Source organism: Trinickia camelliae (assembly GCF_053525655.1).
This window is the reverse complement of the sequence record NZ_JBCHAA010000011.1, coordinates 212,541-237,579: the sequence shown is the minus strand read 5'-3', so window position 1 is coordinate 237,579 and position 25,039 is coordinate 212,541. Positions and strand designations below refer to the sequence as shown.

19 protein-coding genes are annotated in these 25,039 nt (G+C 66.4%); 14 read left to right on the top strand and 5 right to left on the bottom strand.

Going from position 1 to position 25,039, the window contains the following annotated elements:
- Positions 1 to 67: 67 nt before the first annotated feature.
- The 12 genes from AAHK20_RS19655 to AAHK20_RS19600 all read left to right on the top strand — a co-directional run bounded on the left by AAHK20_RS19655 (position 68) and on the right by AAHK20_RS19600 (position 14,508).
- Positions 68 to 2,902: a FimV/HubP family polar landmark protein gene (locus tag AAHK20_RS19655; RefSeq protein WP_449183174.1), complete on the top strand. Its 2,835-nt coding sequence runs from the start codon at positions 68 to 70 to the stop codon at positions 2,900 to 2,902.
- Positions 2,903 to 2,913: 11 nt separating this feature from the next.
- Complete coding sequence (gene truA, locus AAHK20_RS19650; protein ID WP_449183173.1) at positions 2,914 to 3,735, top strand: tRNA pseudouridine(38-40) synthase TruA; 822 nt, start codon at positions 2,914 to 2,916, stop codon at positions 3,733 to 3,735.
- Positions 3,711 to 4,421, top strand: coding sequence for a phosphoribosylanthranilate isomerase (locus tag AAHK20_RS19645; RefSeq protein ID WP_449183172.1), 711 nt, complete (start codon positions 3,711 to 3,713; stop codon positions 4,419 to 4,421). Before truA ends, AAHK20_RS19645 begins: the two co-directional genes overlap by 25 nt.
- Positions 4,422 to 4,483: 62 nt before the next feature.
- Positions 4,484 to 5,677 (top strand): tryptophan synthase subunit beta, encoded by a 1,194-nt coding sequence (trpB, locus tag AAHK20_RS19640; RefSeq protein WP_449183171.1) that lies wholly within the window; start codon positions 4,484 to 4,486, stop codon positions 5,675 to 5,677.
- Between the two features lie 20 nt (positions 5,678 to 5,697).
- Positions 5,698 to 6,699 (top strand): DNA-methyltransferase, encoded by a 1,002-nt coding sequence (locus tag AAHK20_RS19635; protein WP_449183201.1) that lies wholly within the window; start codon positions 5,698 to 5,700, stop codon positions 6,697 to 6,699.
- Positions 6,700 to 6,744: 45 nt separating this feature from the next.
- Positions 6,745 to 7,560 carry a tryptophan synthase subunit alpha gene (trpA, locus tag AAHK20_RS19630; protein WP_137337364.1) on the top strand — a complete coding sequence of 272 codons (816 nt, stop codon included), beginning with the start codon at positions 6,745 to 6,747 and terminating at the stop codon, positions 7,558 to 7,560.
- 23 nt (positions 7,561 to 7,583) lie between these two features.
- The gene (gene accD / locus AAHK20_RS19625) at positions 7,584 to 8,456 is read left to right on the top strand and encodes an acetyl-CoA carboxylase, carboxyltransferase subunit beta (protein ID WP_449183170.1); all 873 of its coding nucleotides are present in this window, start codon (positions 7,584 to 7,586) and stop codon (positions 8,454 to 8,456) included.
- A gap of 171 nt (positions 8,457 to 8,627) precedes the next feature.
- Positions 8,628 to 9,938 carry a bifunctional tetrahydrofolate synthase/dihydrofolate synthase gene (gene folC, locus AAHK20_RS19620; RefSeq protein ID WP_449183169.1) on the top strand — a complete coding sequence of 437 codons (1,311 nt, stop codon included), beginning with the start codon at positions 8,628 to 8,630 and terminating at the stop codon, positions 9,936 to 9,938.
- Between the two features lie 29 nt (positions 9,939 to 9,967).
- Positions 9,968 to 10,924, top strand: a complete 957-nt coding sequence (locus AAHK20_RS19615) for an SPOR domain-containing protein (RefSeq protein ID WP_449183168.1) — start codon at positions 9,968 to 9,970, stop codon at positions 10,922 to 10,924.
- A 13-nt stretch (positions 10,925 to 10,937) separates the two neighbouring features.
- Complete coding sequence (locus tag AAHK20_RS19610) at positions 10,938 to 11,432, top strand: CvpA family protein (RefSeq protein WP_449183167.1); 495 nt, start codon at positions 10,938 to 10,940, stop codon at positions 11,430 to 11,432.
- Positions 11,433 to 11,489: 57 nt separating this feature from the next.
- Positions 11,490 to 13,037: an amidophosphoribosyltransferase gene (gene purF, locus AAHK20_RS19605; RefSeq protein ID WP_449183166.1), complete on the top strand. Its 1,548-nt coding sequence runs from the start codon at positions 11,490 to 11,492 to the stop codon at positions 13,035 to 13,037.
- 280 nt (positions 13,038 to 13,317) lie between these two features.
- Positions 13,318 to 14,508, top strand: a complete 1,191-nt coding sequence (locus tag AAHK20_RS19600; RefSeq protein WP_449183165.1) for an O-succinylhomoserine sulfhydrylase — start codon at positions 13,318 to 13,320, stop codon at positions 14,506 to 14,508.
- A 43-nt stretch (positions 14,509 to 14,551) separates the two neighbouring features.
- Here AAHK20_RS19600 and AAHK20_RS19595 read toward each other — a convergent pair whose 3' ends face one another.
- Together AAHK20_RS19595 and AAHK20_RS19590 are read right to left on the bottom strand one after the other, a co-directional pair.
- A complete protein-coding gene (locus tag AAHK20_RS19595) occupies positions 14,552 to 15,352 on the bottom strand; it encodes a helix-turn-helix domain-containing protein (protein ID WP_449183164.1) in 801 nt (266 codons plus the stop codon).
- A gap of 16 nt (positions 15,353 to 15,368) precedes the next feature.
- On the bottom strand, positions 15,369 to 15,710 hold the full coding sequence (locus tag AAHK20_RS19590) for an FKBP-type peptidyl-prolyl cis-trans isomerase (RefSeq protein ID WP_449183163.1): 342 nt from the start codon (positions 15,708 to 15,710) through the stop codon (positions 15,369 to 15,371).
- A 129-nt stretch (positions 15,711 to 15,839) separates the two neighbouring features.
- Here AAHK20_RS19590 and AAHK20_RS19585 point away from each other — a divergent pair, with 129 nt between their 5' ends.
- Both AAHK20_RS19585 and AAHK20_RS19580 read left to right on the top strand, forming a co-directional pair.
- Complete coding sequence (locus AAHK20_RS19585) at positions 15,840 to 16,604, top strand: sensor histidine kinase (RefSeq protein ID WP_449183162.1); 765 nt, start codon at positions 15,840 to 15,842, stop codon at positions 16,602 to 16,604.
- A 127-nt stretch (positions 16,605 to 16,731) separates the two neighbouring features.
- Positions 16,732 to 18,066, top strand: coding sequence for a hemolysin family protein (locus tag AAHK20_RS19580; protein ID WP_449183161.1), 1,335 nt, complete (start codon positions 16,732 to 16,734; stop codon positions 18,064 to 18,066).
- 13 nt (positions 18,067 to 18,079) lie between these two features.
- Here AAHK20_RS19580 and treY read toward each other — a convergent pair whose 3' ends face one another.
- Genes treY through treZ form a run of 3 tightly spaced genes read right to left on the bottom strand, consistent with a single transcriptional unit; the run spans position 18,080 to position 25,034 of the window.
- Complete coding sequence (gene treY, locus AAHK20_RS19575) at positions 18,080 to 20,914, bottom strand: malto-oligosyltrehalose synthase (protein ID WP_449183160.1); 2,835 nt, start codon at positions 20,912 to 20,914, stop codon at positions 18,080 to 18,082.
- Positions 20,911 to 23,118: a 4-alpha-glucanotransferase gene (gene malQ / locus AAHK20_RS19570; RefSeq protein ID WP_449183159.1), complete on the bottom strand. Its 2,208-nt coding sequence runs from the start codon at positions 23,116 to 23,118 to the stop codon at positions 20,911 to 20,913. The genes treY and malQ overlap by 4 nt, the downstream gene beginning before the upstream one ends.
- Positions 23,115 to 25,034: a malto-oligosyltrehalose trehalohydrolase gene (treZ, locus tag AAHK20_RS19565; protein WP_449183158.1), complete on the bottom strand. Its 1,920-nt coding sequence runs from the start codon at positions 25,032 to 25,034 to the stop codon at positions 23,115 to 23,117. The genes malQ and treZ overlap by 4 nt, the downstream gene beginning before the upstream one ends.
- Between the last annotated feature and the right edge of the window lie 5 nt (positions 25,035 to 25,039).

Genomic DNA, 25,039 nt, shown 5'->3' with positions numbered 1-25,039 from the left:
ATTTGGCTCCATCTTGTCCTCTCCCAAACGCCACCCAGAGCTGCGCTTTAGCGCGCCGAAAGATCCAATGATCGTACGATTTACCACGCATGATTTCGTGCGCCAGTCCGTTCGTTTTGCATTCAGCAAAGCGACTGCGATCGCGATGGCGTGCGCGCTGTTTGGCACGGCAGCGAATGCCGCTACGGCCGACGCCGCTGCGTCCGCCGGTGTGGCGGCGAGCGCGCCGGCCGTCGCTAGCGCGACGGTGCCGCTTTCCGGCACGCAGTACACGGTCAAGGCAGGGCAGTCGCTGAACGACGTCGCGATCGACGTGACTCAGTCACATGATCGGTCGGTGTTGACGCATGCCGCGAAGGCGCTGTTCGACGCGAATCCGAAAGCGTTCATGGGCGGCGATCCGAGTCGTATGAGGGTCGGAGCGGTGTTGAACGTGCCGTCGTTCGATGCGACGGGGAATGTCGCTGCATCAGGCGCGGAGGCTGTCGAGGCGGCGTCGGGCGTGGCGGCTTCCGGCGTCGCAGCGGCGGCTGCCGCGAGTGCCGTTGTGCCCGCGAGCAGTGTCGCTACCCAAATAGGCGGTGCTTCGGCTTCCGCTACCGCGCAGGCAGCGTCGAATCCGGGCGCAACGGCTGCGGCGAGCGCAGCGGTTTCCGCATCGGCTGGAGCGACCGGCCAGCAGGGTTGGACCGGCGCGATTCAGCAACCGGCCAGCGCGCCGGGCGAGACGCCGGCGAGCGAGGGCAGGGCGTCGGTGCCGGCTGTTGCGACGGCGTCGGCGGCGTCCTCCGCGCAGCCGCATGTGTCGAGTCTGCAGCAGTTGCTCGCGCTCAAGAATCGGGTCCTGATGGCGCTGCAAGCGCATGGCTTCGGTCCGGCTCAGCCAGCAGCGAGCAATCGCGCTCCTGCCGGCAGTGCGACCGCTTCGGCTGGTCAGCAAACGTTGGCGGCGAGCAGCGCGTCCGGTGCTGCCGTCGCCGCTGTCGCTACCGAAGCCGTCAGCAGCCCGGCAGCGGTGCCAGCGCCCCATGTGACGGGGGACGAGCTGAGCTTCAACGGCTGGCAGATCAATATCGGCGCGCTGTCGGCGGCCGTTGTGGCGCTGCTCGTTCTGATCGTCGGTTGGGTCATGCGCGGCCGCCGCAAGCGCGCGGCTGCTGCAGCGGCTGCCGCGGCAGAAGAGCGGATCGAGAAACGCGTGCGCGCAGCGTCCGACTCGGGCGACTCCGCGTCAGCCGAAACGCCTGCCACCGAGCAAGCAGCCGACGACGCAAGCGCCGATGTCGCGATCTCGCAGCAAGGCCGCGACGCATCCCACGACGCCGCCACAACGCTATCTGACGATGCTGCCGAAGCCGAATACATCGCCGCCCTCAAGGACAGCCCGAACAGCAAGGGCGCGCTGATGGGCCTGGTCGGCATTTACGCCGAGCGGCGCGACGTCGCGCGCTTCGATGATGTCGCCAAGCAGATCTGGCAGTTGTCTGGCGGACGTGGGCCCAATTGGCGCCATGTCGCGTCGCTCGGTCGTCAGTTGGATCCCCACAACCCGCTGTATGCCGATGCGGGCGCGGCACCCGGCGCGAGCCTTGGGTCGCTCGAATCGAGTGGCGGCGGGGTGTCTTCGTTTGATGCGCCGGAGCAGGCGCCGGCAGACGCGCATGATGGCGCGGCTGCAGCCGATGCGTCGGGCATTGCGGGCGAGAGCAGTGCGGAGCCAGTAAGCGGAGCCGTCGAGTCAGCGCAAGCCGACGAGCCTTTGGCCGAGGCGAAAGCGGACTCGGGCGCAGAAGAAGGGGCGCCGATCGAGCCGCCAACCGCTACTGCACAAGCCGAAGAGGCGGTGCCGAGCGAAGAACGAGAGGCGGTGCCGCCTTCCGGACACGCCGAAGTAGAAACGCCCCACGACGAGCAGGCCGCGCCGCAGGCAGAAGAACCCGCGCCTGCCGAGACGGTAGAGAGCACGCCGTCCGTAGCCGACGCCGCGCAGCATGCCGCCGACGCCGAGTCTCGTGCCAACGATGCCGCGTCGCGGACCAATGAAATTGCGGCGCGTCTCGAAGCGATGGCTGCGGAGGTCGCGGCAGCCAAATTGCGCGAGAACGAAACTACGAGCGAAACCGAGCCGCACGTCCACGCGGCTCCATCGCCCGCGCCCGAACTCACGTGGCCGCACGACGAGCCTAACGCGCATGCGCGCGAGTTGCCGGAAGCCGAGCCGCAGACGGCGGAGCCCACCAGCCCCGAGTCGCCGGTCGTTCACGCACAATCCACGCCGTCGCACGACGCCGGCGCCGACTTCCCTGTGCCGCCGCTCGAGCCGTCGCTTGGCGAGGCGGATCATCGCGAGTCCCCGCCTGTGCTGACCGACGTGTTCGCCCCGCCTCCGGCGTTCCCGTCCGAAGCGATTTCCGCGTTGAACAGCCTGGATTTTTCGCTCCCGCCGCGTTTTGAAACCGGCCCGGCCGAGCCCTCGCGCGTTTCTCAGGACGACATCGCCGTGCCGTCGCCTGTTTCGCTGACGACGCAACCGGTCGTCGCGCCCGGGATCACCGAGCAGCAGGCCGTGCCGCCGTTCCCGGAGCCGCCGCACGCCGCCGACGCGATCGAAGCCGGCATCGCGGGCTCGGCGTCGGTCGCCGGCCTCGGCGCCGCGCGCTTCGGCGCGTTGAATCTCAACTTCGATCTGGACCTGCCGGCTTCCACGCCGCCGCTGCCGACGTTCACGCCGGAGGAGCTCGCGAAGATCGCCCGCAACAAGCTCGATCTCGCCGCCGAATACATCGAGCTCGGCGACATCGCGGGCGCGCGCACGCTGATCAACGAAGTGATCGAGTCGAACGACGCCGCCACGCGCAACGATGCCCGCGCGATGCTGTCGACGCTCGCACCGCTGTCCTGATGCCGAGCCCGATGGCCAACCTGACGCGTATCGCGCTCGGCATCCAGTACGACGGCACGGCGTTTTGCGGCTGGCAGTCCCAGCCGCACGGCAAGACGGTTCAGGACGTACTCGAGCGGGCGCTGCGCGAATTCGCGCAGACGCCGCTCTCGACGGTCGTCGCCGGCCGCACCGATACCGGCGTGCATGGGCTCGGCCAGGTCGTGCACTTCGATACGGAGCTCGATCGCACGGAATTCTCGTGGGTGCGCGGGACGAACGCGTTTTTGCCCGAGACGGTCGCCGTCCAGTGGGCGAAGGTCATGCCGGAAACGTTCCACGCGCGCTTCTCGGCGTTCGAGCGTACCTACTACTACGCGCTCTACGTCAATCCGGTGCGTTCGCCGATGCTCGCCGGCCGCGCGGGCTGGATTCACACGCCGCTCGACGTCGACGCGATGCGCGCCGCCGCCGCGTGCTTGATCGGTGAACACGATTTCTCGGCGTTCCGCTCGTCGGAATGCCAGGCGAAGACGCCGGTCAAGCATCTGTACCAGATCGACATCCGCCCGCAGGGCGACCTGATCCATTTCCGCTTCCGCGCGAATGCGTTCCTGCACCACATGGTGCGCAACCTGATGGGCTGCCTCGTCGGAGTTGGCCGCGGCCGCTATCCGGTCGAGTGGCTCGCCGAAGTGCTCGCGAGCCGCGACCGCAACCGCGCCGCGCCGACGTTCATGCCGGAGGGGCTCTATCTCGCTCATGTCGGCTATCCTGAGACCTTCGCCGTGCCGCCCGCTCATCTCGGCAGCGTGCCGTGGAGCGACATATGGAACGACCGACCGACACCATGAACGAAGCCTCATCCCAGCCAGCCGGCACGGTGCCGCACCGCACGCGCGTCAAGCTGTGCGGCCTCTCACGCCTCGAAGACATCGCTTACGCGATCGACCTAGGCGCGGACGCGATCGGCCTCGTGTTCTACCCGCCGAGCCCGCGCGCAGTCGGCGTGGCCGATGCAGTGGACTTGACGCACGATATCCCGCCGTTCGTCTCCGTAGTCGGGTTGTTCGTGAATCCTACCCCCGACTGGATCAGCGAGGTCACGAGCAACGTTCCGCTCACGATGCTGCAATTTCACGGCGACGAGACGCCAAAAGAGTGCGAGAAGCTCGCCAATCTCGCGGGTTTGCCATGGTTGCGTGCGATACGAATTGCCGCCGATACTCGGCAAGCCGATTTGGTAGAATCGGCACTTAACTATTCATCAGCCAGCGGCCTCTTGCTCGACGCACACGTCGAGGGCTACGGCGGCGGCGGGAAGACTTTCGATTGGTCACTTATTCCAGCAGAGCTCGGGCATCGGGCCGTTTTGAGTGGTGGGTTGAACGCGCAAAACGTCAGTGATGCGATCCATCGCGTGCGCCCGTTCGCGGTCGATGTCTCGAGCGGCATCGAAGTGCCGGGCGCCAAGGGCGTGAAGGATCACGCCCGGATGGCGGCGTTCGTACGCGCAGTGCGCGAAGCGGACGCCGGATGATTGAAGCGGCACGGCTGAAAGTTTCGAACAAATCGCCGCGCCGCCCCTGCGAGAGTGACACCATGTACAACTTACCCGATCAACGCGGCCATTTCGGCCCTTATGGCGGCACGTTCGTCGCCGAAACACTCGTTCAGGCAATTGACGAGCTGCGTCTCGCCTACGAGAAATTCCAGAAAGATCCCGACTTCATCGCCGAATATCAGCGCGAGTTGAAGTATTTTGTCGGCCGTCCGTCGCCGATTTATCACGCGCAGCGCTGGAGCGAGTTGCTCGGCGGCGCGCAGGTGTTCCTGAAGCGCGAAGACCTGAACCATACCGGCGCGCACAAGGTGAACAACGTGATCGGCCAGGCGCTGCTCGCGAAGCGCATGGGCAAGCCGCGCGTGATCGCCGAGACCGGCGCGGGCCAGCACGGCGTGGCCACGGCGACGATTGCCGCGCGCTTCGGCATGGAATGCGTCGTCTACATGGGCTCCGAGGATGTGCGCCGCCAGGCCGCGAACGTCTACCGGATGAAGCTGCTGGGTGCGACTGTCGTGCCGGTCGAGTCGGGCTCGCGCACTCTGAAGGACGCGCTCAACGAAGCGATGCGCGACTGGGTCACGAACGTCGAAAACACGTTCTACATCATCGGCACGGTGGCGGGCCCGCACCCGTACCCGATGATGGTGCGCGACTTCCAGCGCGTGATCGGCGACGAATGCAAGGTCCAGATGCCCGAGTTGACCGGGCGGCAGCCGGACGCGGTGATCGCGTGCGTCGGCGGCGGGTCGAACGCGATGGGCATCTTCTATCCGTATATCGACGACACCTCGGTCAAGCTGATCGGCGTCGAAGCGGCGGGTGACGGCATCGAAACGGGCCGCCACGCGGCGTCGCTGACGGCGGGCAGCCCCGGCGTGCTGCACGGCAACCGCACGTATCTGATGCAGGACGAGAACGGCCAGATCATCGAGACGCATTCGGTGTCGGCGGGCCTCGACTATCCCGGCGTCGGCCCCGAGCACGCTTGGCTCAAGGATATCGGCCGCGCGCAATACGTGACGATCACCGACGACGAAGCGCTCAAGGCGTTCCACGACTGCTGCCGGATCGAAGGCATCATCCCGGCGCTCGAGTCGAGCCATGCGCTTGCGTATGCGGCGAAACTGGCCCCGACGCTCGGCCGAGACAAGCATCTGCTCGTCAACCTGTCCGGTCGCGGCGACAAGGACATGCACACGGTCGCCGAGCGATCGGGCATTCAGTTCTGAGCGCCGACGCGATGCGCGACCTGTTCGACGAATTCGACGAGCCGCAACCGGCCGCCGCTGGGACTTCCGAGCGGCCGTCGGCGAAAGCGAAGGCCAAACCGAAGGCGGCAGCCGCTGAGCCGCCTGCGGTGTCGGTTCTCGCCGGGGAAGCGGAGCCGATGGTGCAACTACCGGCCTCGACCTCGGAGCCGGTGGTGCAGCCGCCGGTGGTATCCAGGCTGCCCGCTGTGCCGCGCGGCATCGACATCCGCAACCGCGATTTTCTGACCGACATGGAGAACGTGCCGGACGCTTCGATCGACCTGATCGTCGCCGACCCGCCGTATGGGCTCGGCAAGGATTACGGCAACGATTCGGACATGCTCACTGGCGAAGCCTTCCTCGCGTGGACGCGCGGCTGGCTCGAGCTCGCTGTCCCGAAGCTGAAACCGTCCGGCTCGCTCTACATCTTCTGCACCTGGCAATACGCGCCTGAAATCTTCTCGTTCCTGAAGACGAAGCTCACGATGGTCAACGAGATCATCTGGGACCGGCGCGTGCCGAGCATGGGCGGCACGACGCGCCGCTTCACGTCGGTGCACGACAACATCGGTTATTTCGCGGTATCGAAGGACTACTACTTCGATCTCGACCCGGTCCGCATCCCGTACGACGCCGTCACCAAGAAGGCCCGCTCGCGCAAGCTGTTCGAGGGCAGCAAGTGGCTGGAGCTTGGCTACAATCCAAAGGATGTCTGGTCGGTCTCGCGCCTGCATCGTCAGCATGCGGAGCGCGTCGACCATCCGACGCAAAAACCGTTGGAGATCGTCGAGCGCATGGTGCTCGCGAGTTGTCCGCCGGGCGGTCGAGTCCTCGATCCGTTCATGGGCAGCGGCACCACGGCAGTCGCCTGCGCGCGCCACGCGCGCGAGTTCGTCGGCTATGAGATCAATGAAAGTTACTGCGCGATAGCGCGAGAACGCGTCAGCGCCGTCTCCGGCAGGCTCGGCGCGCCGCTCGCACCCGCGGCCGTCGAGGACTAAGCTCCCGACCCGAACCGCGCAGCCAACGAATCCAGAGAAAATTCCATGTCCCGAATCAAGAACACACTCGCGGCGCTCGCCGCGCAAGGCAAGAAAGGGCTGATCCCGTTCATCACCGCGGGCGACCCGGACCCGGCGAAGACTGTCGATTTCATGCACGCGCTCGCCGCCGGCGGCGCGGACGTCATCGAGTTGGGCGTGCCGTTCTCCGACCCGATGGCGGACGGCCCGGTCATCCAGCGCTCGTCGGAACGGGCGCTTGCGCGCGGCGTCTCGCTGCGCCAGGTGCTCGCCGACGTGAAGCGCTTTCGCGAGCGCGACGACAAGACTCCCGTCGTGCTGATGGGTTACGCGAATCCGATCGAGCGGATGGGCGCCGAAGCGTTCGCTGCGGCGGCCAAGGAAGCGGGCGTCGATGGCGTGCTGGTTGTCGATTATCCGCCGGAAGAATCGGCTAACTTCGCCGAACAGATGCGTTCTGCCGGCATCGATCCGATATTTTTGCTTGCGCCGACGTCGACCGACGAGCGCATCGCCGAAGTCGGCAAGATCGCGAGTGGCTACGTCTATTACGTGTCGCTAAAGGGCGTGACCGGCGCCGCAAATCTGGACGTTTCCAATATCGCGAGTAAAATCCCGGCCATCAAGTCGCGCGTACCCCTGCCGGTGGGCGTCGGCTTCGGCATTCGCGACGCCCAGACGGCGCGCGCGGTGGCCGAAGTGTCCGATGCCGTGGTGATCGGCAGCCGTATCGTGCAGTTGCTCGAGGAAACGGCGCCGGAAGCCGCCGTCGAAAAGCTGACCCAGTTCATCGCCGAGGTTCGGCGTGCTCTGGACAGCATCGGCGCAACTGCCGCGTAAGTAAAACGTAGAAAGGACAAACGATGAGCTGGCTCGACAAACTGTTGCCGCCGAAAATCAAGCAGACCGACCCGAAGAGCCGCAAGGGGATTCCCGAGGGCCTGTGGGTCAAGTGTCCGTCGTGCGAAGCGGTCCTGTACCGCAACGACGTCGAGGCGAATCTGCATGTCTGCCCGAAATGCAGCCATCACATGCGTATCGGCGCGCGCGAGCGCCTCGACGGCCTGCTCGACGCGGAAGGCCGCTACGAGATCGGCCAGGAAATCGTCCCGATCGATTCGCTCAAGTTCAAGGACCTTCGCAAGTACCCCGATCGCATCAAAGAAGCGATGGACGAGACGGACGAGACCGACGCGATGGTCGTGATGGGCGGCGCGATTCACACGCTGCCGGTGGTGGTCGCGTGCTTCGAGTTCGCGTTCATGGGCGGCTCGATGGGCTCGGTGGTCGGCGAACGTTTCGTGCGCGGCGCGCAGAACGCGCTCGAGCAGCAAGTGCCGTTCATCTGCGTCACCGCTTCGGGCGGCGCGCGCATGCAGGAGAGCCTGCTGTCGCTGATGCAGATGGCGAAGACCACGTCGATGCTCACGAAGCTGTCCGACGCGAAGCTGCCGTTCATTTCGGTGCTCACCGATCCGACGATGGGCGGCGTATCCGCGAGCTTCGCGTTCCTGGGCGACGTCGTGATTGCCGAGCCGAAGGCGCTGATCGGCTTTGCGGGCCCGCGCGTGATCGAGCAGACGGTGCGCGAGAAGCTGCCGGAAGGCTTCCAGCGTGCTGAATTCCTGCTGCAAAAGGGCGCGATCGACATGATCGTCGACCGTCGCAAGCTGCGCGAAGAAATCGCGCAGTTGATCGCGCTGCTGACGCGCCAGCCTGCCGACGCGGTGGCCTGAGCGGGCCATCTCGCCGCGTCACCGACTGTCGCGATCTGTCACCCGGAAAACCCGGAAAACGCGCAGACGTAAGTAGCAAACCTAGCGCGCCGCTTGAAGCGAATTCAAGCGGCGCGCTGTCATTTCCGCGATAATTACGGCCTTGTGAAAAGCCGTGCACCGATTGATCCCATGACCACATTCCCTACCTTGGACGCCTGGCTGGCGCATCTCGAGACCGCGCACCCAGTCGGCATCGACATGGGGCTCACCCGCATCGGCAAGGTCAAGGAGGCGCTCGGGCTGTCGTTCGAGTGTCCGGTCATCACGGTCGGCGGCACGAACGGCAAGGGCTCTACGTGCGCGATTCTCGAATCGATCCTGCTGCGCGCGGGGTATAGCGTCGGCTGCCATACGTCGCCGCATCTGCTCGCGTTCAACGAGCGCGCTCGCGTGAACGGCCAGATCGCGACCGATGCCGACCTGCTGCCGCATTTCGAAGCCGTCGAGGCGGCGCGCACGAGCTTTCCCGAACCGGTTTCGCTGACGTACTTCGAATTCACGACGCTCGCGATCATGCATTGGTTCGCATCGCGCGGGCTCGATGCCGTGATTCTCGAAGTGGGCTTGGGCGGGCGACTCGACGCGGTCAACATCATCGATACCGACTGCGCGATCGTCACGAGCATCGATATCGATCACACCGAGTACCTCGGCGATACGCGCGAGAAAATCGCTTTCGAAAAAGCCGGCATTTTCCGGCCGGGCAAGCCCGCCGTTTGCGGCGATCCGAGCGCGCCCCAGACGCTGATCGATCACGCCGAGAAGATCGGCGCCGATCTGTGGCTCTTCGGGCGCGATTTCCGCTACGAAGGGCAGGCGGGCAGCGAGCGCCAGCAATGGAGCTATGTCGGCCGCACGCTGCGGCGTTCGGCGCTCGCCTATCCGGCGCTGCGCGGCGCGAATCAGCTGATCAACACGTCGGCGGCGCTGGCAGCCCTCGAAGCGCTGCGCGAGCGTCTGCCGGTGTCGGCGCAGGACATTCGCCTTGGACTCGCGAACGTCGAGTTGCCGGGGCGCTTCCAGGTGCTGCCGGGCAAGCCGTCGATCGTGCTCGATGTGGCCCATAACCCGCATGCCGCAGCCGTCCTCGCGCAGAATCTCGGCAACATGGGCTATTTCCCCTACACCTACGCGGTATTCGGCGCGATGCGCGACAAGGACATCGCCGGCGTGCTCGCGCATCTGAAGGGCGAGATCGACCACTGGTGCGTGACCGACCTGCCGCTGCCGCGCGCGGCAGCGGCTGCGGAGCTCGAAGCCGCGCTGCGCGAAGCGGGCGTCGCCGACGCTTCCGACAGCAGCGTGACGCGCTTTGCAACGCCTGCGGACGCATTTCAAGACGCACTAAACCGGGCATCCGACAATGATAGAATCGTGGTTTTCGGCAGTTTCTATACGGTAGCGGGCGTCATGGCCTACCGTAAATCGCAGCAACACTGACGCGTCAGCCTCGAACACAGCCAGGATTCATGGGACTTTTCTCGTTCGGCAAAAAAGACGACGACGCGCCTAGCCGGCGCGGCGCGAATACCCGCACAGCACGTAACACGCGCGCGGAGCGCACAGAGCGGGTTGAGCGGCGAACCCGGCGCACGGAGCGCGCGGGCGATGTCGATGCGATGATGCTCGATCCCACCCTTCCGGAAAAACAGCGTGCGCGGCGGCGGCTCGTCGGCGCGATCGCGCTGGTGATTGCCGCTGTCGTGGTGCTTCCGATGGTGCTCGACTCGCATCCGAAGCCCGTCACCGACGACATCTCGATCGATATTCCGAACCGCCCGGCGCACGATACGCAAGCTGCCCGCGACGACGATACGCAAGCGGGCGTCGCGCCCGATAATCCGGCGCCCGAGGCGACGGCTGCGGCGTCCGGCGTTGCACCGCTTGTGGCTGGCAGCGATAAGGCCGCAGACAAGGCCGCGACAGGCGGCCAGGTCACGGCGCAAGCGAAGTCGCAATCGTCCGCACAAAGCACCACTCAATCGACGAAACAGACCGCGACTACACCGGCGGTTCCGGCACAGGCCAAGAAGCCGGCTACGCAGTCAGTCCAAGCTGCCGCCGCAAAACCGCCTGCGCCCGCCACACAAACGACGCAGCAATCGGCTGCCAACACGGCAACCGCGACGCCGAGCCCGGCCGAACCCGATTCAGGCACGCCCGCTGCGCCGCCTGGCGCGCGTTTCGCGGTGCAGCTCGGCTCGTTCGCGGACGACGCCAGCGCGCGCAATTGGGTGACCAAGTTGAAGGCAGCGGGCGTGCCCGCATATACCGAACATCGCAAGCAGGCCGACGGCTCGACGCGCATCCTGTTGCGCGCCGGCCCGTTCGCTGACCGCGCGGCAGCCTCCGCGGCCATCGCGAAGGTGCGCGAGGCGGGCCTGACGGCGAACGCGGGCGGTGGTGCCGCCGGCTCCGACCAATAGGGTAGCGGCGCCGATGTTGACCACGTTCGACTACGCCGTGATGGCGGTGATCGCTTTGTCGGCGCTGCGCGGCGCGTGGCGCGGCTTGCTGTCGGAAGTGTTCGGATTGATCGGCTGGATCGCGGCTTTTTTTATCGCGTGCCGTTGTGTTGGGCTCGTGGTGCCCTATATTCCAGCTAACTGGCCGGGCGGCGCATTGACACAATGGGTGCTCGCGTTTGCCGTGATCGTCATCGGCGTGGTGCTCGTGGCGAGCGTCGCGAATGCGCTGCTGGCCCGGCTCGTCGAAGTGAGCGGCCTCGGCGGTGTCGACCGCTCGCTCGGATTGATGTTCGGCCTCGCGCGCGGGGCCATTTTGGTGGTGCTCCTGGTCGCCCTCGCAGGCTTGACCGAGCTGCCACAACAGGAATTCTGGCGCCATGCGCTGCTGCGGCCCTATGCCGAGCAGGGCGTGCGCGAATTGAAATCGTTGCTTCCCCAACCGCTTGCCGATTACGTCCGCGTTTGATCCGGCAGCCTGCAGCGATTCCACAGTGCCCCTTTTCGTATTTTTGAAGGACATGCCATGTGCGGCATCGTAGGCGTAGTTTCCCAGTCCCCCGTCAATCAGCTGATCTATGACAGCCTGCTGCTCCTGCAGCACCGCGGTCAGGACGCCGCCGGCATCGCGACGGCGAACGGCAGCAACTTCCACATGTACAAGGCGAACGGCATGGTGCGCGACGTGTTCCGCACGCGCAACATGCGCAGCCTGCCAGGCACGGCTGGCATCGGCCAGGTGCGCTACCCGACCGCGGGTTCCGCTTCGAGCGAAGAGGAAGCGCAGCCGTTCTACGTGAACGCGCCGTTCGGCATCATCCTCGCGCACAACGGCAACCTGACTAACTGGCAGCAGTTGAAAGACGAGATGTTCCGCATCGACCGCCGCCACATCAACACCAATTCCGATACCGAAGTGCTGCTGAACGTGCTCGCGCACGAATTGCAGTTGTCCAGCTCGGGCCTGCAACTCGATCCGGCGGCGGTGTTCAAGGCGGTGTCGGGCGTGCATCGGCGGGTGCGCGGCTCGTACGCGATCGTGTCGCTGATTGCGGGCTACGGCCTGCTGGCGTTCCGCGATCCGTTCGGCATCCGCCCCCTTTGCCTCGGCAAGCAGGAAACGGCGCACGGCGTCGAGTGGATGGTGGCGTCGGAATCGGTGGCGGTCGAAGGCATCGGCTTCGAATTCGTGCGCGACCTGGCGCCGGGCGAAGCGGTGTTCATCGATATCGACGGCAACCTGCACAGCCAGCAATGCGCCGAGAAGCCGAGCCTGAACCCCTGCATCTTCGAATACGTGTATCTGGCGCGGCCGGACTCCGTGCTCGACGGCGTGCCGGTCTACAACGTGCGTTTGCGCATGGGTGACTACCTCGCCGAGAAGATCAAGCGCGAGTTGCCGGACGTCGCCATCGACGTCGTGATGCCCATCCCCGATTCGTCGCGGCCCGCGGCGATGCAGGTCGCGGCGAAGCTCGGCATCGAGTATCGCGAAGGCTTCTTCAAGAACCGCTACGTCGGCCGTACCTTCATCATGCCGGGCCAGGCGGTGCGCAAGAAATCGGTGCGCCAGAAGCTCAACGCGATGGCGATCGAGTTCAAGGGCAAGAACGTGCTGATCGTCGACGATTCGATCGTGCGCGGCACCACTTCGCACGAGATCGTGCAGATGGCGCGCGATGCGGGCGCGAACAAGGTGATCTTCGCGTCGGCGGCGCCGCCTGTGAAGTTCCCGAACGTCTACGGCATCGACATGCCGACGCGCGGCGAACTCGTCGCGCACGGCCGCACGGACGACGAAGTCGCGAAGATCATCGGCGCCGATTACCTCGTCTATCAGGACGTCGATGCGTTGAAGCAAGCGGTGCACGACATCAATCCGGCGCTGTCGCACTTCGAGGCGTCGTGCTTCGACGGCGACTACATCACCGGCGACGTGACGTCCGAGTATCTCGACAGGATCGAACGCGCGCGGCTTGCGCCGGACTCGCAGTCGGATCGCGACGCGGCAAGCGATGCGGTGGATGGCGGCTCGTCGCGCTCGCAACTGCACTTGCAGTTGTCGGTGGAGTAAGGACGGGCCTCGTCACGAGGCCAAGCATGGAGCGGCATCGATGCGCGACATAAACGCAAGGATGCCGCCGCCATGCTAGGATGCGATTCAGCGTCGATTTGATATCAGCTTGCGGACGCGGGGCAACCCGAAAACAGCTAAAGCGAAAGGGTAGCACCGCCGCCCGACGCTTTCCGCTGTGGCACCCCCGAAGCCCGCTTATGCCGACGCAAAGCGGGCTTTTTGTTGGCCGCTCAGTTTGCGACTCACGAACGAAACACAACGCGGAAAGACAACGAACATGGATGACTCCCTGAACTTCGACACCCTCGCCGTGCGCTCGGGTACCCTGCGCACCGAATACAACGAGCATTCGGAAGCGCTCTTCCTCACGTCGAGCTTTTGCTTCACGAGCGCGGCGCAGGCGGCCGAGCGCTTCAAGCACTCCGAGGACTACTACACGTACTCGCGCTTCACGAATCCGACGGTGACGATGTTCGAAGAGCGTCTCGCCGCGCTCGAAGGCGGCGAGGCGTGCATGGCGACGGCCTCGGGGATGAGCGCGATTTTGTCGGTCGTGATGGCCGCGATGAGCGCGGGCGATCACATGGTCAGCTCACAGAGCCTGTTCGGCTCGACGCTCGGCATGTTCTCGCAGATTTTCTCGCGCTTCGGCATCACGACGACCTTCGTCGATCCGAACGACCTCGACGCGTGGAAGAACGCCGTGCGTCCCGAGACGAAGATGTTCTTCCTAGAAACGCCGACGAACCCGCTCTGCGAGCTCGCCGACATCGAAGCGATCGGCAAGATCGCGAAGGCGTCGAACGCGATCTTCGTCGTCGACAATTCGTTCTGCAGCCCGGCGCTGCAGCAGCCGCTCAAGCTCGGCGCCGACGTCGTCATGCATTCGGCGACCAAGTTTCTCGACGGGCAGGGGCGTGTGCTGGGCGGCGCGCTCGTCGGCACCAAGCAATTCATCATGGAGAAGGTGTTCCCGTTCGTGCGCAGCGCCGGGCCGACGCTCTCCGCATTCAACGCGTGGGTGCTGCTCAAGGGGATGGAGACGCTGTCGCTGCGCGTCGAGCGTCAGTCGGCCAGCGCGCTCGAAGTGGCTCGTTTCCTCGAGTCGCATCCGGCGGTCAATCGTGTCTGGTATCCCGGGCTTGAGTCGCATCCGCAGTACGAGATCGCGAAGCGTCAGCAGAGCTCGGGCGGTGCGGTCGTCGCGTTCGAGCTGAAGGGCGACACGCCCGAGCAGCAGCGCGAGAACGCGTGGCGCGTGATCGACGGCACCAAGATCTGCTCGATCACGGCTAACCTCGGCGACACGCGCACGACGATCACGCACCCCGCGACGACGACGCATAGCCGCGTCACGCCTGAGGCGCGCGCGGCGGCGGGCATTACGGAAGGCGTGATTCGGCTTGCAGTGGGGCTCGAGAATGCGGGCGACATTTGCCGCGATCTGGCGCGTGGACTCGAGGGCTGAGGGCTAAGCCCCGGGGTGGTGGCGCGTGCTGCGATAGCGCGCGCTAGTGCCGCCCGGTCCGCCACTGTCCGGGCGCGCGCCCGAAACGCCGCGTGAACGCGTGCGTGAAGGCGCTCTGATCACCGAACCCGACTTGCAGCGCGACATCGGTCAGCGTATTGCGCGGGTCGTTGAGCAGCGCGAGCGCGGTGTCGAGCCGCAAGCGCTGCAAGTAGCGATGCGGCGTCTCGCCGAACGCCTCGATGAACAACTGATGGAACCGGCGCATGCCGAAGCCGCAATGCGCGGCGAGGTCCGCGATGCGCAGCGGCTCCGATAGATGCGCGCGCAACCATCGGTCGATGCGCGCATAGTCCAACCCCACAGGCCCCGCGAGTCCGCCGGCGGGCAGCGTCGTATTCGGATCGGCGACGAGCGCGGCACACAGGCGCGCGGCGGCGTCCCAGTGGAAACGATGCGCGTCGAGCGCGTTGCTTGCTGGCGCGCGGCCGGCCGCGCTTGCCGCGACGTTGCGCACGAGCAGGGTCAGCGACGCATCGATCGTCACCGCGCGGGCTCGATCGAACAGCCGTTCGGGCACCGCGAGCGAGGCCGCCGGCAAGTCGAGCACGAGCTGGCGGTTCTCGCCGATGCCCGCATAGTCGTGGCGCGCGCCGGCCGGCACGAGCCACGCGGAACGGCAATCGATGCGTTGCCCGATGCCGTCCACCGCCATCTCCATCGAACCGTCGAGCCCGAGCACGATCTGGTGAAAGTCGTGCACGTCCGACGCTTCGACGACGCCATAGCGGCGCAGCGAAACGGCGGGCGACAGCAACGGTTCATGGGAGTGGGCGGGATTCATACTCGATACGCGCGTTTCAAACGTCGAGCAATTCCACTTCGAACACGAGCGTTGCATTCGGCGGAATCACGCCGCCCGCGCCGCGCGGGCCATAGCCGAGCTGGGGCGGAATCGTCAGGCGCCGCACGCCGCCGACCTTCATGCCCTGGACGCCTTCGTCCCAGCCCTTGATGACCATCCCGCCGCCGAGCACGAAGGCGAACGGGTCGTTGCGGTCCTTGCTCGAATCGAACTTTTGACCGTCGGTCAGCCAGCCCGTGTAGTGGACGCTGACAGTTTTACCGGCGACCGCTTCGGCGCCCGTGCCTTCGGTCAGATCTTCATATTTGAGGCCGGATTCGGTGGTGACGATCGACATGGATTCCTCCCGTAAATAATGGAAACCGTCATTGTAGGCGTTCGAGCAGCAGTACGCGGCCGCTGCGCGCGTTGCCGTGCCTATAATGGTTTTTTCTTTCCTTCGATCGTACGAGGATCGACTGTGACGATGCCATCCACCGCCAACGATGCCGCGCTCGACGAGCGCTTCGCACGCCTATCCGCCGAGGCGGCGCTCTTCATGCGCGATCATGTGCTGTCGCTCGTCTCGCACGATTTGCGCAGCCCGCTGAACGCGATCCATAGTTGGGCCTATGTACTCGAACGCAAGCTCGATGCAAACGACGCATCCGCGCAGCGCGCGCTCACGGGCATCCGCGCCGGCGTCGATCAGCAGGTGAAGCTGCTGGAGGACGTGGTCGACAGCACGCGCGCGCAGACCAAGACGCTTCCACTCGCGCGCGAATCGTTCGCGCTGCGGCCGCTCATCGAGCGCGTCGCAGGCGACGTGCGAGCGATGCTTGCCGACGTGCGGCGCGTCTCGCTTTCGATCGAGTCGCCGCTCGATGCCGAAACCCTTGGCGGCGACCGCGAGCGTCTATCGCAGGCGTTGTGGACGATGCTGACGTTCGCGGTCGAGGCGAGCGCGCCCGGCGCGGCGGTGATGGTCGCGAGCGTGATCGAAGGGGGGCACTGGCGGGTCGAGGTCACGCACACCATGAGCTTCGCCGCGCTCGGCAACGCCGAGCTGCCGCACGCCTTCGAGCCGTTCGCCTGCAAACAGGCGACGCACCCGCGCGAAGCCGCACGGATTGCGTGGGTGCTTGCGCTACCGCAACGTGTCGCGACGGCGCACGGCGGCATGTTGACGCAGGGCGATGCCGCCGACGGCGAAACATCCACGCTGACGCTGCGCGTTCCGCTCGCCGCTTGAGCGCGCGAGCCGCGCATCGAGATGGGGCTGGCCGAAACGCCCCACGCATCTCTTTTAAGCCACCATTTATTCGGCTCCGGTTGCACGCATCTATACTAAGAACCTTTCATTTCCGGAGCCCCTCGCTTTGATTCAGATCGTCGCCGTTATCGGCGCGTTGTTGCTGGTTGCCCTCAACGGCTTTTTCGTCGCCGCCGAATTCGGACTCGTCAAACTGCGATCCACGGCCGTGCAGGCGCTGGCGCGCAAGAACGGCATCCGCGGCCGTCTGCTCGCGACGGTGCATGGGCGGCTCGACGCCTACCTGTCGGCGTGCCAGCTTGGCATCACGCTCGCTTCCCTTGGTCTCGGCTGGATCGGCGAGCCGGCCTTCGCGGATATGCTGTCGCCGGTCTTCAGGCTCCTAGGCATCACGTCGCCCGATCTGACCCATGCGATCTCGCTCTTCTTCGCGTTTTCCGTGATTTCGTTCCTGCACATCGTCGTCGGCGAGTTGGCGCCGAAGTCGATGGCGATCCGGCAGTCCGAGCAGGTCGCGCTATGGGTGGCGTTGCCGCTCTACGGCTTTTATTGGGCGATGTATCCGGCGATCTGGCTGCTCAACACGAGCGCGAACGCGGTGCTCAAGATCGCGGGCTTGTCGGCGGATCACGGCGGCGACTCGAACTACTCGACCGACGAGCTCAAGCTCATCCTGCGCGGCCGCCGCGGCGCGAGCGGCCCGACGCCGCGCATCGCCTATAACGCAGACGAATGGAACACGCTGGCGCATTCGCTCGACTTCTCGTCGATGACGGTGTCGGACTTGATGCGCCCCGCGCACGAGATGATCGGCCTGCGCCGCGATGTGCCGCTGCGCGACAACATGCAGGTCGTCGCGCGCCATCGCTTCAGCCGCTATCCGCTGTTCGAGGACGCGTCCGGCGAGCGCGTCGCCGGCTTGATCCACTTGAAGGACTTGCTGCTCGCGCGCCACGCGGGCTCGACGCTCGACGATCTGTCCGACTACGTGCGCCCCGTTCAGTACGTGAAGCCCGATACACCGGCGCTCGAACTCTTTCGCCGCTTTCGCCGTGGCGCGCCGCATTTTGCGCTGGTCGGCAGCAAGCATCAGAAGCCGATCGGCTTCCTCACGCTCGACAACTTGCTCGGTGCGCTGGTCGGTCAGATTCACGACGAATTCCGCCAGGGCGATGCCGACTGGACGCGCATGGACGACGGCACGCTGATGGGCAAGGGCAGCTTGCCGGTGGTGTCGCTGGAGCGCGTGCTCGGGATCGATATCGACGAGGGGACGGCGGAATCGGTCGGCGGCCTGGTGATTCATGCGCTCAATGATTTGCCGTCCGAAGGGCAGCGCATCGAGTTCGAGCGCTTCGATGTCGTCGTGAAGAAGATGCGCGGGCCGAAGATCGTGCTCGTGCGGGTGTATCCGAAGGCGTTTGAGGATGAGGGGGGGTGACGTAGAGGTCCCATCACCCCCTCGGCACCCCTTCCTCCACCAATATCGCCACCGGCAGCGCCGACAGCGCATCGCTCACCGACAGCTCGCCCGCGTCATCCGCTTTCGGCGCGGCCGGGCTCAGCCAGTCGAACAACGCGCGTGCGCCAAGCGGCTTCGGCAGCGTCACCACCGTGTCTCCCCACTTGGCCGGATCGACATGCGGCACATCGCGGCCGTCGTCGAGGAGCGTTGCCGAGAACCGCGTTCCGATCACGATCGCATACGCATCGCCATGCCGGCGCGCATACGCAATCACGTGACGAGCGAGCTTGCCGCGCACGGCGAGCGGAATATACGAACCTTCCAGAAACAGCGCAGGCGACACCGCCCGCAACGTCAGCGCGCGATGCACGATGCCGAGCTTGACGCGCGCATCGCGCCAGTTCGCAAGCTGCTCGCTCGGCGGCGTGCCGGTGAGCCACGCGTTGCGTTTCGCAAAATCGACAGGGCGCCGGTTGTCCGGATCGACGAGGCTGAAGTCCCATAGCTCGGTGCCTTGGTACAAGTCCGGCACGCCCGGCGACGTCAATCGAAGCACTGTCTGCAAGAGACTATTGAGCGCCCCAGCGCGTCCGATGCGCACGACGAACTCGGGCAGCGCTTGCAGAAAGCCGTCGCGCCGCTGCGGCGCGAGGATGTCGAACAGGAACTCGCGCGACGCCGCTTCGTACGCTTCATCGCGCGCATACCAGCTCGTGCGCAGCTTCGCCTCGCGCAACGCCTTCTCCTGCCATGCGGCGACGCGTTCCGCGAGCGCCTTCACGCCGCCTTCGTCGCTCGGGTCGAGGTCGAGCGGCCAGCAGCCGACGAGCGTCTGATACAGCATCGCTTCGGCAGCCGGGCCCGGCGCCCAGTCGCGATCGTTGCCGTTCAGCACGCGCCGCTGCGGCGTATTCAAGGTGGACCACGCGTGCAGCGTGGCGCTCCATTCCGCTGCGATTTCGCTCAGCACCGCGAGACGCGCGCGCGTGTCCTCGCCGCGCTTATGGTCGTGCGTGGCCGTCGCGAGCATCGCGTGCGGAAAATGCTGGGCGCGCGCGAGATTGGCGGCGTGAAAATCGTCGAGCGACAGCGCGAACTCGCCCGGGTCCGAGCCGACTTCGTTGCGCGACAGCAAGCGTCCATAGCGATAGCAGGCGGTGTCCTCGATCGCTTTCGCGGCGAGCGGCGCGGTGAGCTGGGAGAACAGCGCGGGCGCGGTGCGCCGTTGCGGCGCCGGGGCGTTGCCGCTCTGCTGCTGCGCTTGCATGGCGCCTTCGTCCGGCGCTTTGCCGCCGAGCCATCCGGCAATGCGCTCGAGCACTTCATGATCGGCGCGCGGCAGCGCATCTCGCGCGGCGTCGAGCGCTCGGTCGAAGTAGACGTCATCGGCTGCGCTGCGGATGCCGTTTTGCGGATAGAACCGGTACACCGGAAAACGCACCGCCAATTCGCCGAGCGCGCGGTGTATCGACGTGAACGTGAAATCGCGCGTCGCGGGGTTCTCGCGCGTGATGCGATGGAGCGCGCGCGCCGCGCGATCGTGTTCCGCCGACAAATGCTCGGTCAATATCTTGCGCCGCGCGATGAGCGCTTCGTCGGCGAACGAGCGCTTGCTGCCGCTGATCTCGGCCCATGCCGCGGTGAGCGGCGCGGCGCCGTCGGCGTCGTGCAGCAGCGCGCCGACGTCGTTCATGAAGTCGTAGCCGGTCGTGCCGTCTACGCCCCAGTCGTCGGCCAGCGCCTCGCCGCGGCCCAGAATTTTTTCGACGATCAGATACGCGCGCTGGCCATCGAGTTGCGGCGGTCTCTCGGCTTCGATTTCCGAGAGCCGCTGGCGCAACCGCAGACAGTATTCGCGCGGCTCGACGAGACCGTCGACGTGGTCGACGCGAACCCCGTCAATCACGCCAAGCGAGAACAGCTTCAAGATCAGCGCATGAGTCACCTCGAAGACTTCCGGACGTTCCGCGCGCATGGCCGCGAGCGTACTGACGTCGAAGAAGCGCCGCCAGTTCACTTCGTCCGCCGCGGTGCGCCACCATGCGAGGCGGAAGAATTGCCGTTCGAGCAGGCGATGCAGGCGATCTCGTCCGACCGGCGTATCAGGCGCGTAGGTGTCCAGCAGCGCGCCGATGGCCGGCATGCCGTGCGCGTGCGCGATGAACTCGCGCAGCGTCTTGCGGGCGCCCTCCGCGCGAGGTTGATCGGCGGGCTGCGGCGTGAGTCCGGCGAAGCCTTGGGCGAGCGCCGCCAGTTCCGGATGCTCCGCGGCTTGCAGGATCGATGCGTAGTCCGCTGGGCAAATCGGAAACACATGATGCGCGTAGCCCGCGAAAAACCGTACGGCATCCTTATCGAACTGAAGTGTGATCCTGCCTGCTTCCAACTCTTCGCCATAGGGGGCGCCCAGGCACGGCGCGAGCACCTTGCCGCGCAGCGCCGGATCGGGCGAATGCCAATCGACGTCGAAATAGCGGCTGTACGCGCTATGCCGTCCCCATTCGAGGATGTCGAGCCACCACGCGTTGTGCGCGCCGTCGATGCCCATGTGGTTCGGCACGATGTCGGCGATGAGGCCCATCTGGTGCGCGCGGGCGGCATCGGCCAGGCGCACGAGCGCGCTCTCTCCGCCGAGGTCGGGATTGACGCTCGAGTAGTCGACGGTGTCGTAGCCGTGCGTCGAGCCGGGCACGGCCGCTGTGATCGGCGACAGGTACAGGTGGCTCACGCCGAGCGTGGCGAAGTAGTCCAGTTGCGCCGCGGCATCGTCGAAGGTGAAGCCTCGATGCAGTTGAAGCCTGAGCGTGGAGCGCGGAACGGTCATGGCGTGCGGTCGGGGTTGGGCCGTGGGTGGGAGGGCGCTGCGTCCGAACGTTCGCGGGCGACGGCGAGCAGCCGGTCGGCGAAGACCGCGTCGGCAAACAATTCATCGACGGATTGAGCGATGCGCCGCCGCCAGTTCGGATGCTCGTCGATCGAGCCGGGCAGGTTCGGCTGATCGACCAAGCCCAGCAGGTCCTCGAGCGGATACGTGACGATCGGCGCGGGCGTCGCCGACACGAACGCTAGCGCTTCGTCGACGGGCGCGTGATCTTTCGGCGGCGCGCCGACGTTCCGCGGCGCGAGATGCGCGTTCTGAAACGCATGCCACAGCGCGTCGCGGTCGGCCGCGCGCTCGGCGTGCGCGAGCGCGACCGGATCGCGTCCGTCGGCGCGCGCGGCGGTTTGGCCGATGCGATTGCGCCAGTCGATATCAGCGCCGCGCCACCAGCCGGCGATGGTCGGCAAATCGTGCGTCGTCGTGGTGGCGAGCGCGGAGCGTCCCCATTCGCCGGGCGGCTTGAACGCGGCGCCGTGATGCGCGTGCTCGAACCACAGCACGCGAATGCCGAGCAGGCCGTGGTCGGCGAGACGCTCGCGAAAGCCGGGCGGAATGGTGCCGAGGTCCTCGCCGATCACGATCGCGCGATGACGCGACGATTCGAGCGCGATCAGCCGCAGCAGGTCCTCGGCCGGATAGCGCAGGTACGCGCCGTTCATCGCAAGCTCGCCCTCGGGGACGAGCCACAAACGCCGCAAGCCGAGAATGTGATCGATGCGGATGCCGCCCGAGTGCGCGAACGCGGCGCGCAGCATGTCGATGAACGCGGAAAAGCCTTGCGTGCGCATCGCGCGCGGCGAGAACGTCGTGAGTCCCCACGACTGGCCGGCTTGATTGAAGATGTCGGGCGGCGCGCCGACCGACACGCTCTGCAGCATGTCGTCGCGATACGACCACGCGTGGCTCCCCGCGCTGTCGCAGCCGACCGCGAGATCGGCGACGAGCCCGATCGCCATGCCCGCATCGCGCGCCGCGTGCTGTGCGTGGGCGAGCCCTTTTGCCGCGAGCCACTGCAGGAACAGATGGAACTCGACGTCGTGCCGATGCGCTTGCGCGAACGCTTCCACTTCGGCGCTGCGCGGATCGGCGAGAGGCGCGGGCCAGTTGCGCCAGTGGCCGTCGCCGCCGGCGTCGAGCTGCGCGGCCATCAGCGCTTCGAAACGCGCGTGGTCTTCGAGCGGCGCGCCGCCGTTCGCGCAAAACGCGTGGAATTCGAGTGCGCGCGGCGTGTCCTGGGCGCGCTCGTGCGTGCAGAACTGCTCGAACAGCACGCGCAGCACTTTGAGCTTCGCGGGCACCGCGCGCGGCCAATCGATGAGCGGCAGCGCTTCGAGCGCGGCCCACTCGCCGTTCATTTCGGCCTTGTCGAGCGCCGCGCGCGCGGCAGCCGCGCCGAACACGGCGGCCGGATCGATATGGGCGACGTTCAGGTACAACCGCGACGACGGCGCATACGGGCTGTACTTGTGCGGATCGGCGCTGAAGGCAGCGTGCATCGGGCTGATCGCGAGCGCGTGCGCCCCGCGCTTGGCGCTTTCGATTGCCAGCCTCGCGAGCGCCGAGTAATCGCCGATTCCGCCGTCGCCGTCGCGGCGCAAGCCGTAGGCCTGCACGCCGATGCCCCACAGCGTCGCGGGCGGCGCGGGCTCGCCCGCGAACGCGCGCCAGGCGTCGTCGACCGTATAGCAGCGGGGCGGCGCGACGGCGAGACGGATGTGCTGATCGTTGATGACGAGCGTGTGGTAGCCGGGCTCGCTGATCGGCGCGAGCAGAGCGGCTTCGCCTTTGGGCGCGGTGAAGCGTCCGTCGATCACCGAGCCGTTTTCGAGTTCGATCCGGTAGCGGCTTCCCGACTTGACCGCGGCGGCGGGCAGCGCGATCGCGCGCTCGCACTCGGCGGTCATGAGCGGCGGCAGCTTGCGGCCCGACAGCTCGGCATCGAGCGTGGCCATGCTGTGCTTCGCGTCGGCGGTCGTCGAGCAAGGCAGGCCGATGCGCTCGAGCAGCGCGGCGAGCGTGCCGGCCGGCACGTGGCGCGACATGCCGTGCGCGTCGTCCCATTGGATCTCGAAGCCGGCGCGCTCGGCGAGGCGTTCGATCAGCTCGGCATGCGTGCCCGCCGGCGCGGTTGATTTGAGCTGGTTCACGCCTCGCGCTCCCGTTCTTCGGCTTCGGCGATGCGCGCGTCGTGCCTGAGCGCGTAACTGTTCACGTCGCCCGTCATCCACGCGACGAACGAGTAGGGCGGCAGTTCGTACTCGTTCACGCGGTCGCGGGCGCGCGGCGGGGTTTCGAAGATCACCATGCCGTCGGGGCGATCGGCGAACGGCAGCGCATCTGGCGTCAGATTGAGCGCGACGGCGAGCGTCTCGCCGTCCGCGAGCCGCCAGCGCGCGACGAGCGCGTTCACCGGGTGGCCGCTCGCCGACTGCAGGACGGTCGCGCCGAGCGCGCGCACGGGCGAAAGGCGCGGTGTGATCAGCTTCGCGCGCACCGCGAGCGCCGATTTGTAGAAGTGGCGCCAGGCGTCGCGATCGCCGGTGCCGCGCGTGTCGCTCGCTTCGTCGTCGGCGGGGGACGATAGCGCGAACGTCTGCGGATCGTTCGGATCGGGGATGCGCGTGCGCGCCGATTCGTCGCTGAACGCGTTGAACTTCGCGAATTCGCGGCGGCGTCCTTCGCGCACGGCGTCGGCGAGATCGCCCGTGTAATCGGTGAAGAACAGGAACGGCTGCGTCGAGCCGTTTTCCTCCTCCATGAACAAGAGCGGGATCTGCGGCGAGAGCAACAGCAAGCCGGTCGCGGCCAAGAGCGCCTGCGGCGCGCACAGCGAGCGCAGCCGCTCGCCGAACGCGCGATTGCCGATCTGGTCGTGGTTCTGCAGGAACATCACGAAGACGGTCGGCGGCAAGTGCGCGCTCGGCTCGCCGCGCGGCTTGCCGTCGTGGGCCGGCGACGCGTCGCCCTGATATGCGAAGCCCTCGGCGAGCACGCGTGCGAGCTTGTCGATCGGTTTATCCGCGAACGCGCGGTAGTAGCCCTCCTTTTCGGCCGTCAGCAGCACGTGCAGCGCGTTGTGGGCGTCGTCGTTCCATTGCGCGTCGAAGTGCGTCTCCAGCAGGTTGGCCTCGTTGTGCTCGTTCTCGAGCACGAGGTGCACGTGACGCCCATGCTTGACCGAGCCGTGCACGTGATCGGCGAGCTCGCGCAGCCATTCGGCGTCGCCGATCGCGTGGACCGCGTCGAGCCGCAAGCCGTCGAAGCGATATTCGTTGATCCAGTACAGCGCGTTGTCGCAGAAGAAGTCGCGCACTTCGGAGCGTGAGAAGTCGATCGCGGGGCCCCAAGGCGTCGCGATGTCGTCGCGGAAAAATTCCTGCGCGTATTCGTGCAGGTAGTTGCCGTCGGGGCCGAAGTGGTTGTAGACGACATCGAGGAACACGGCGAGCCCGAGCCCGTGCGCGCAGTCGATCATGGCCTTGAGGTTGTCGGGCCGGCCGTACGACGAATCGGGCGCGTAGGGCAGCACGCCGTCGTAGCCCCAGTTGCGCGCGCCGGAGAAGTCGGCGAGCGGCATCAGCTCGATGGCGGTCACGCCGAGCTCGGCGATGCGCGGCAGCCGCTTTTGCACGCCCGCGTAGCCGCCGAGCGCGCCGACGTGCAGCTCGTAGAGCACCATCTCTTCCCAAGGCCGGCCGTGCCATCCGGTGTGTTGCCATTCATAGGCGCGTGCGTCGATGACTTCGCTCGGGCCGTGCACGTCGCCGGGCTGGAAGCGCGAGGCGGGATCGGGCACGGCGAGCGTGTCGTCGAGCCGGTAGCGATATTGCGTGCCCGCGCCGCAGTCGGCCTCGGCTTCGAACCAGCCGTTGCCGGCGGGCGTCATGTCGATGAGCGTCGCGTGGTCCGTCCCAACGATCTCGACTTGCACGGTGCGTTTGCTCGGCGCCCACAGGCGAAAGCGCGTGCGCGGCGAGGCGCCCCGTGCGCCGAGCAATTGGGCGCCGAACGGCAGGCATTGCACGTAGTGGCGTGCATGCGGATCGAAAGGAGAGTCGGACATGGTTC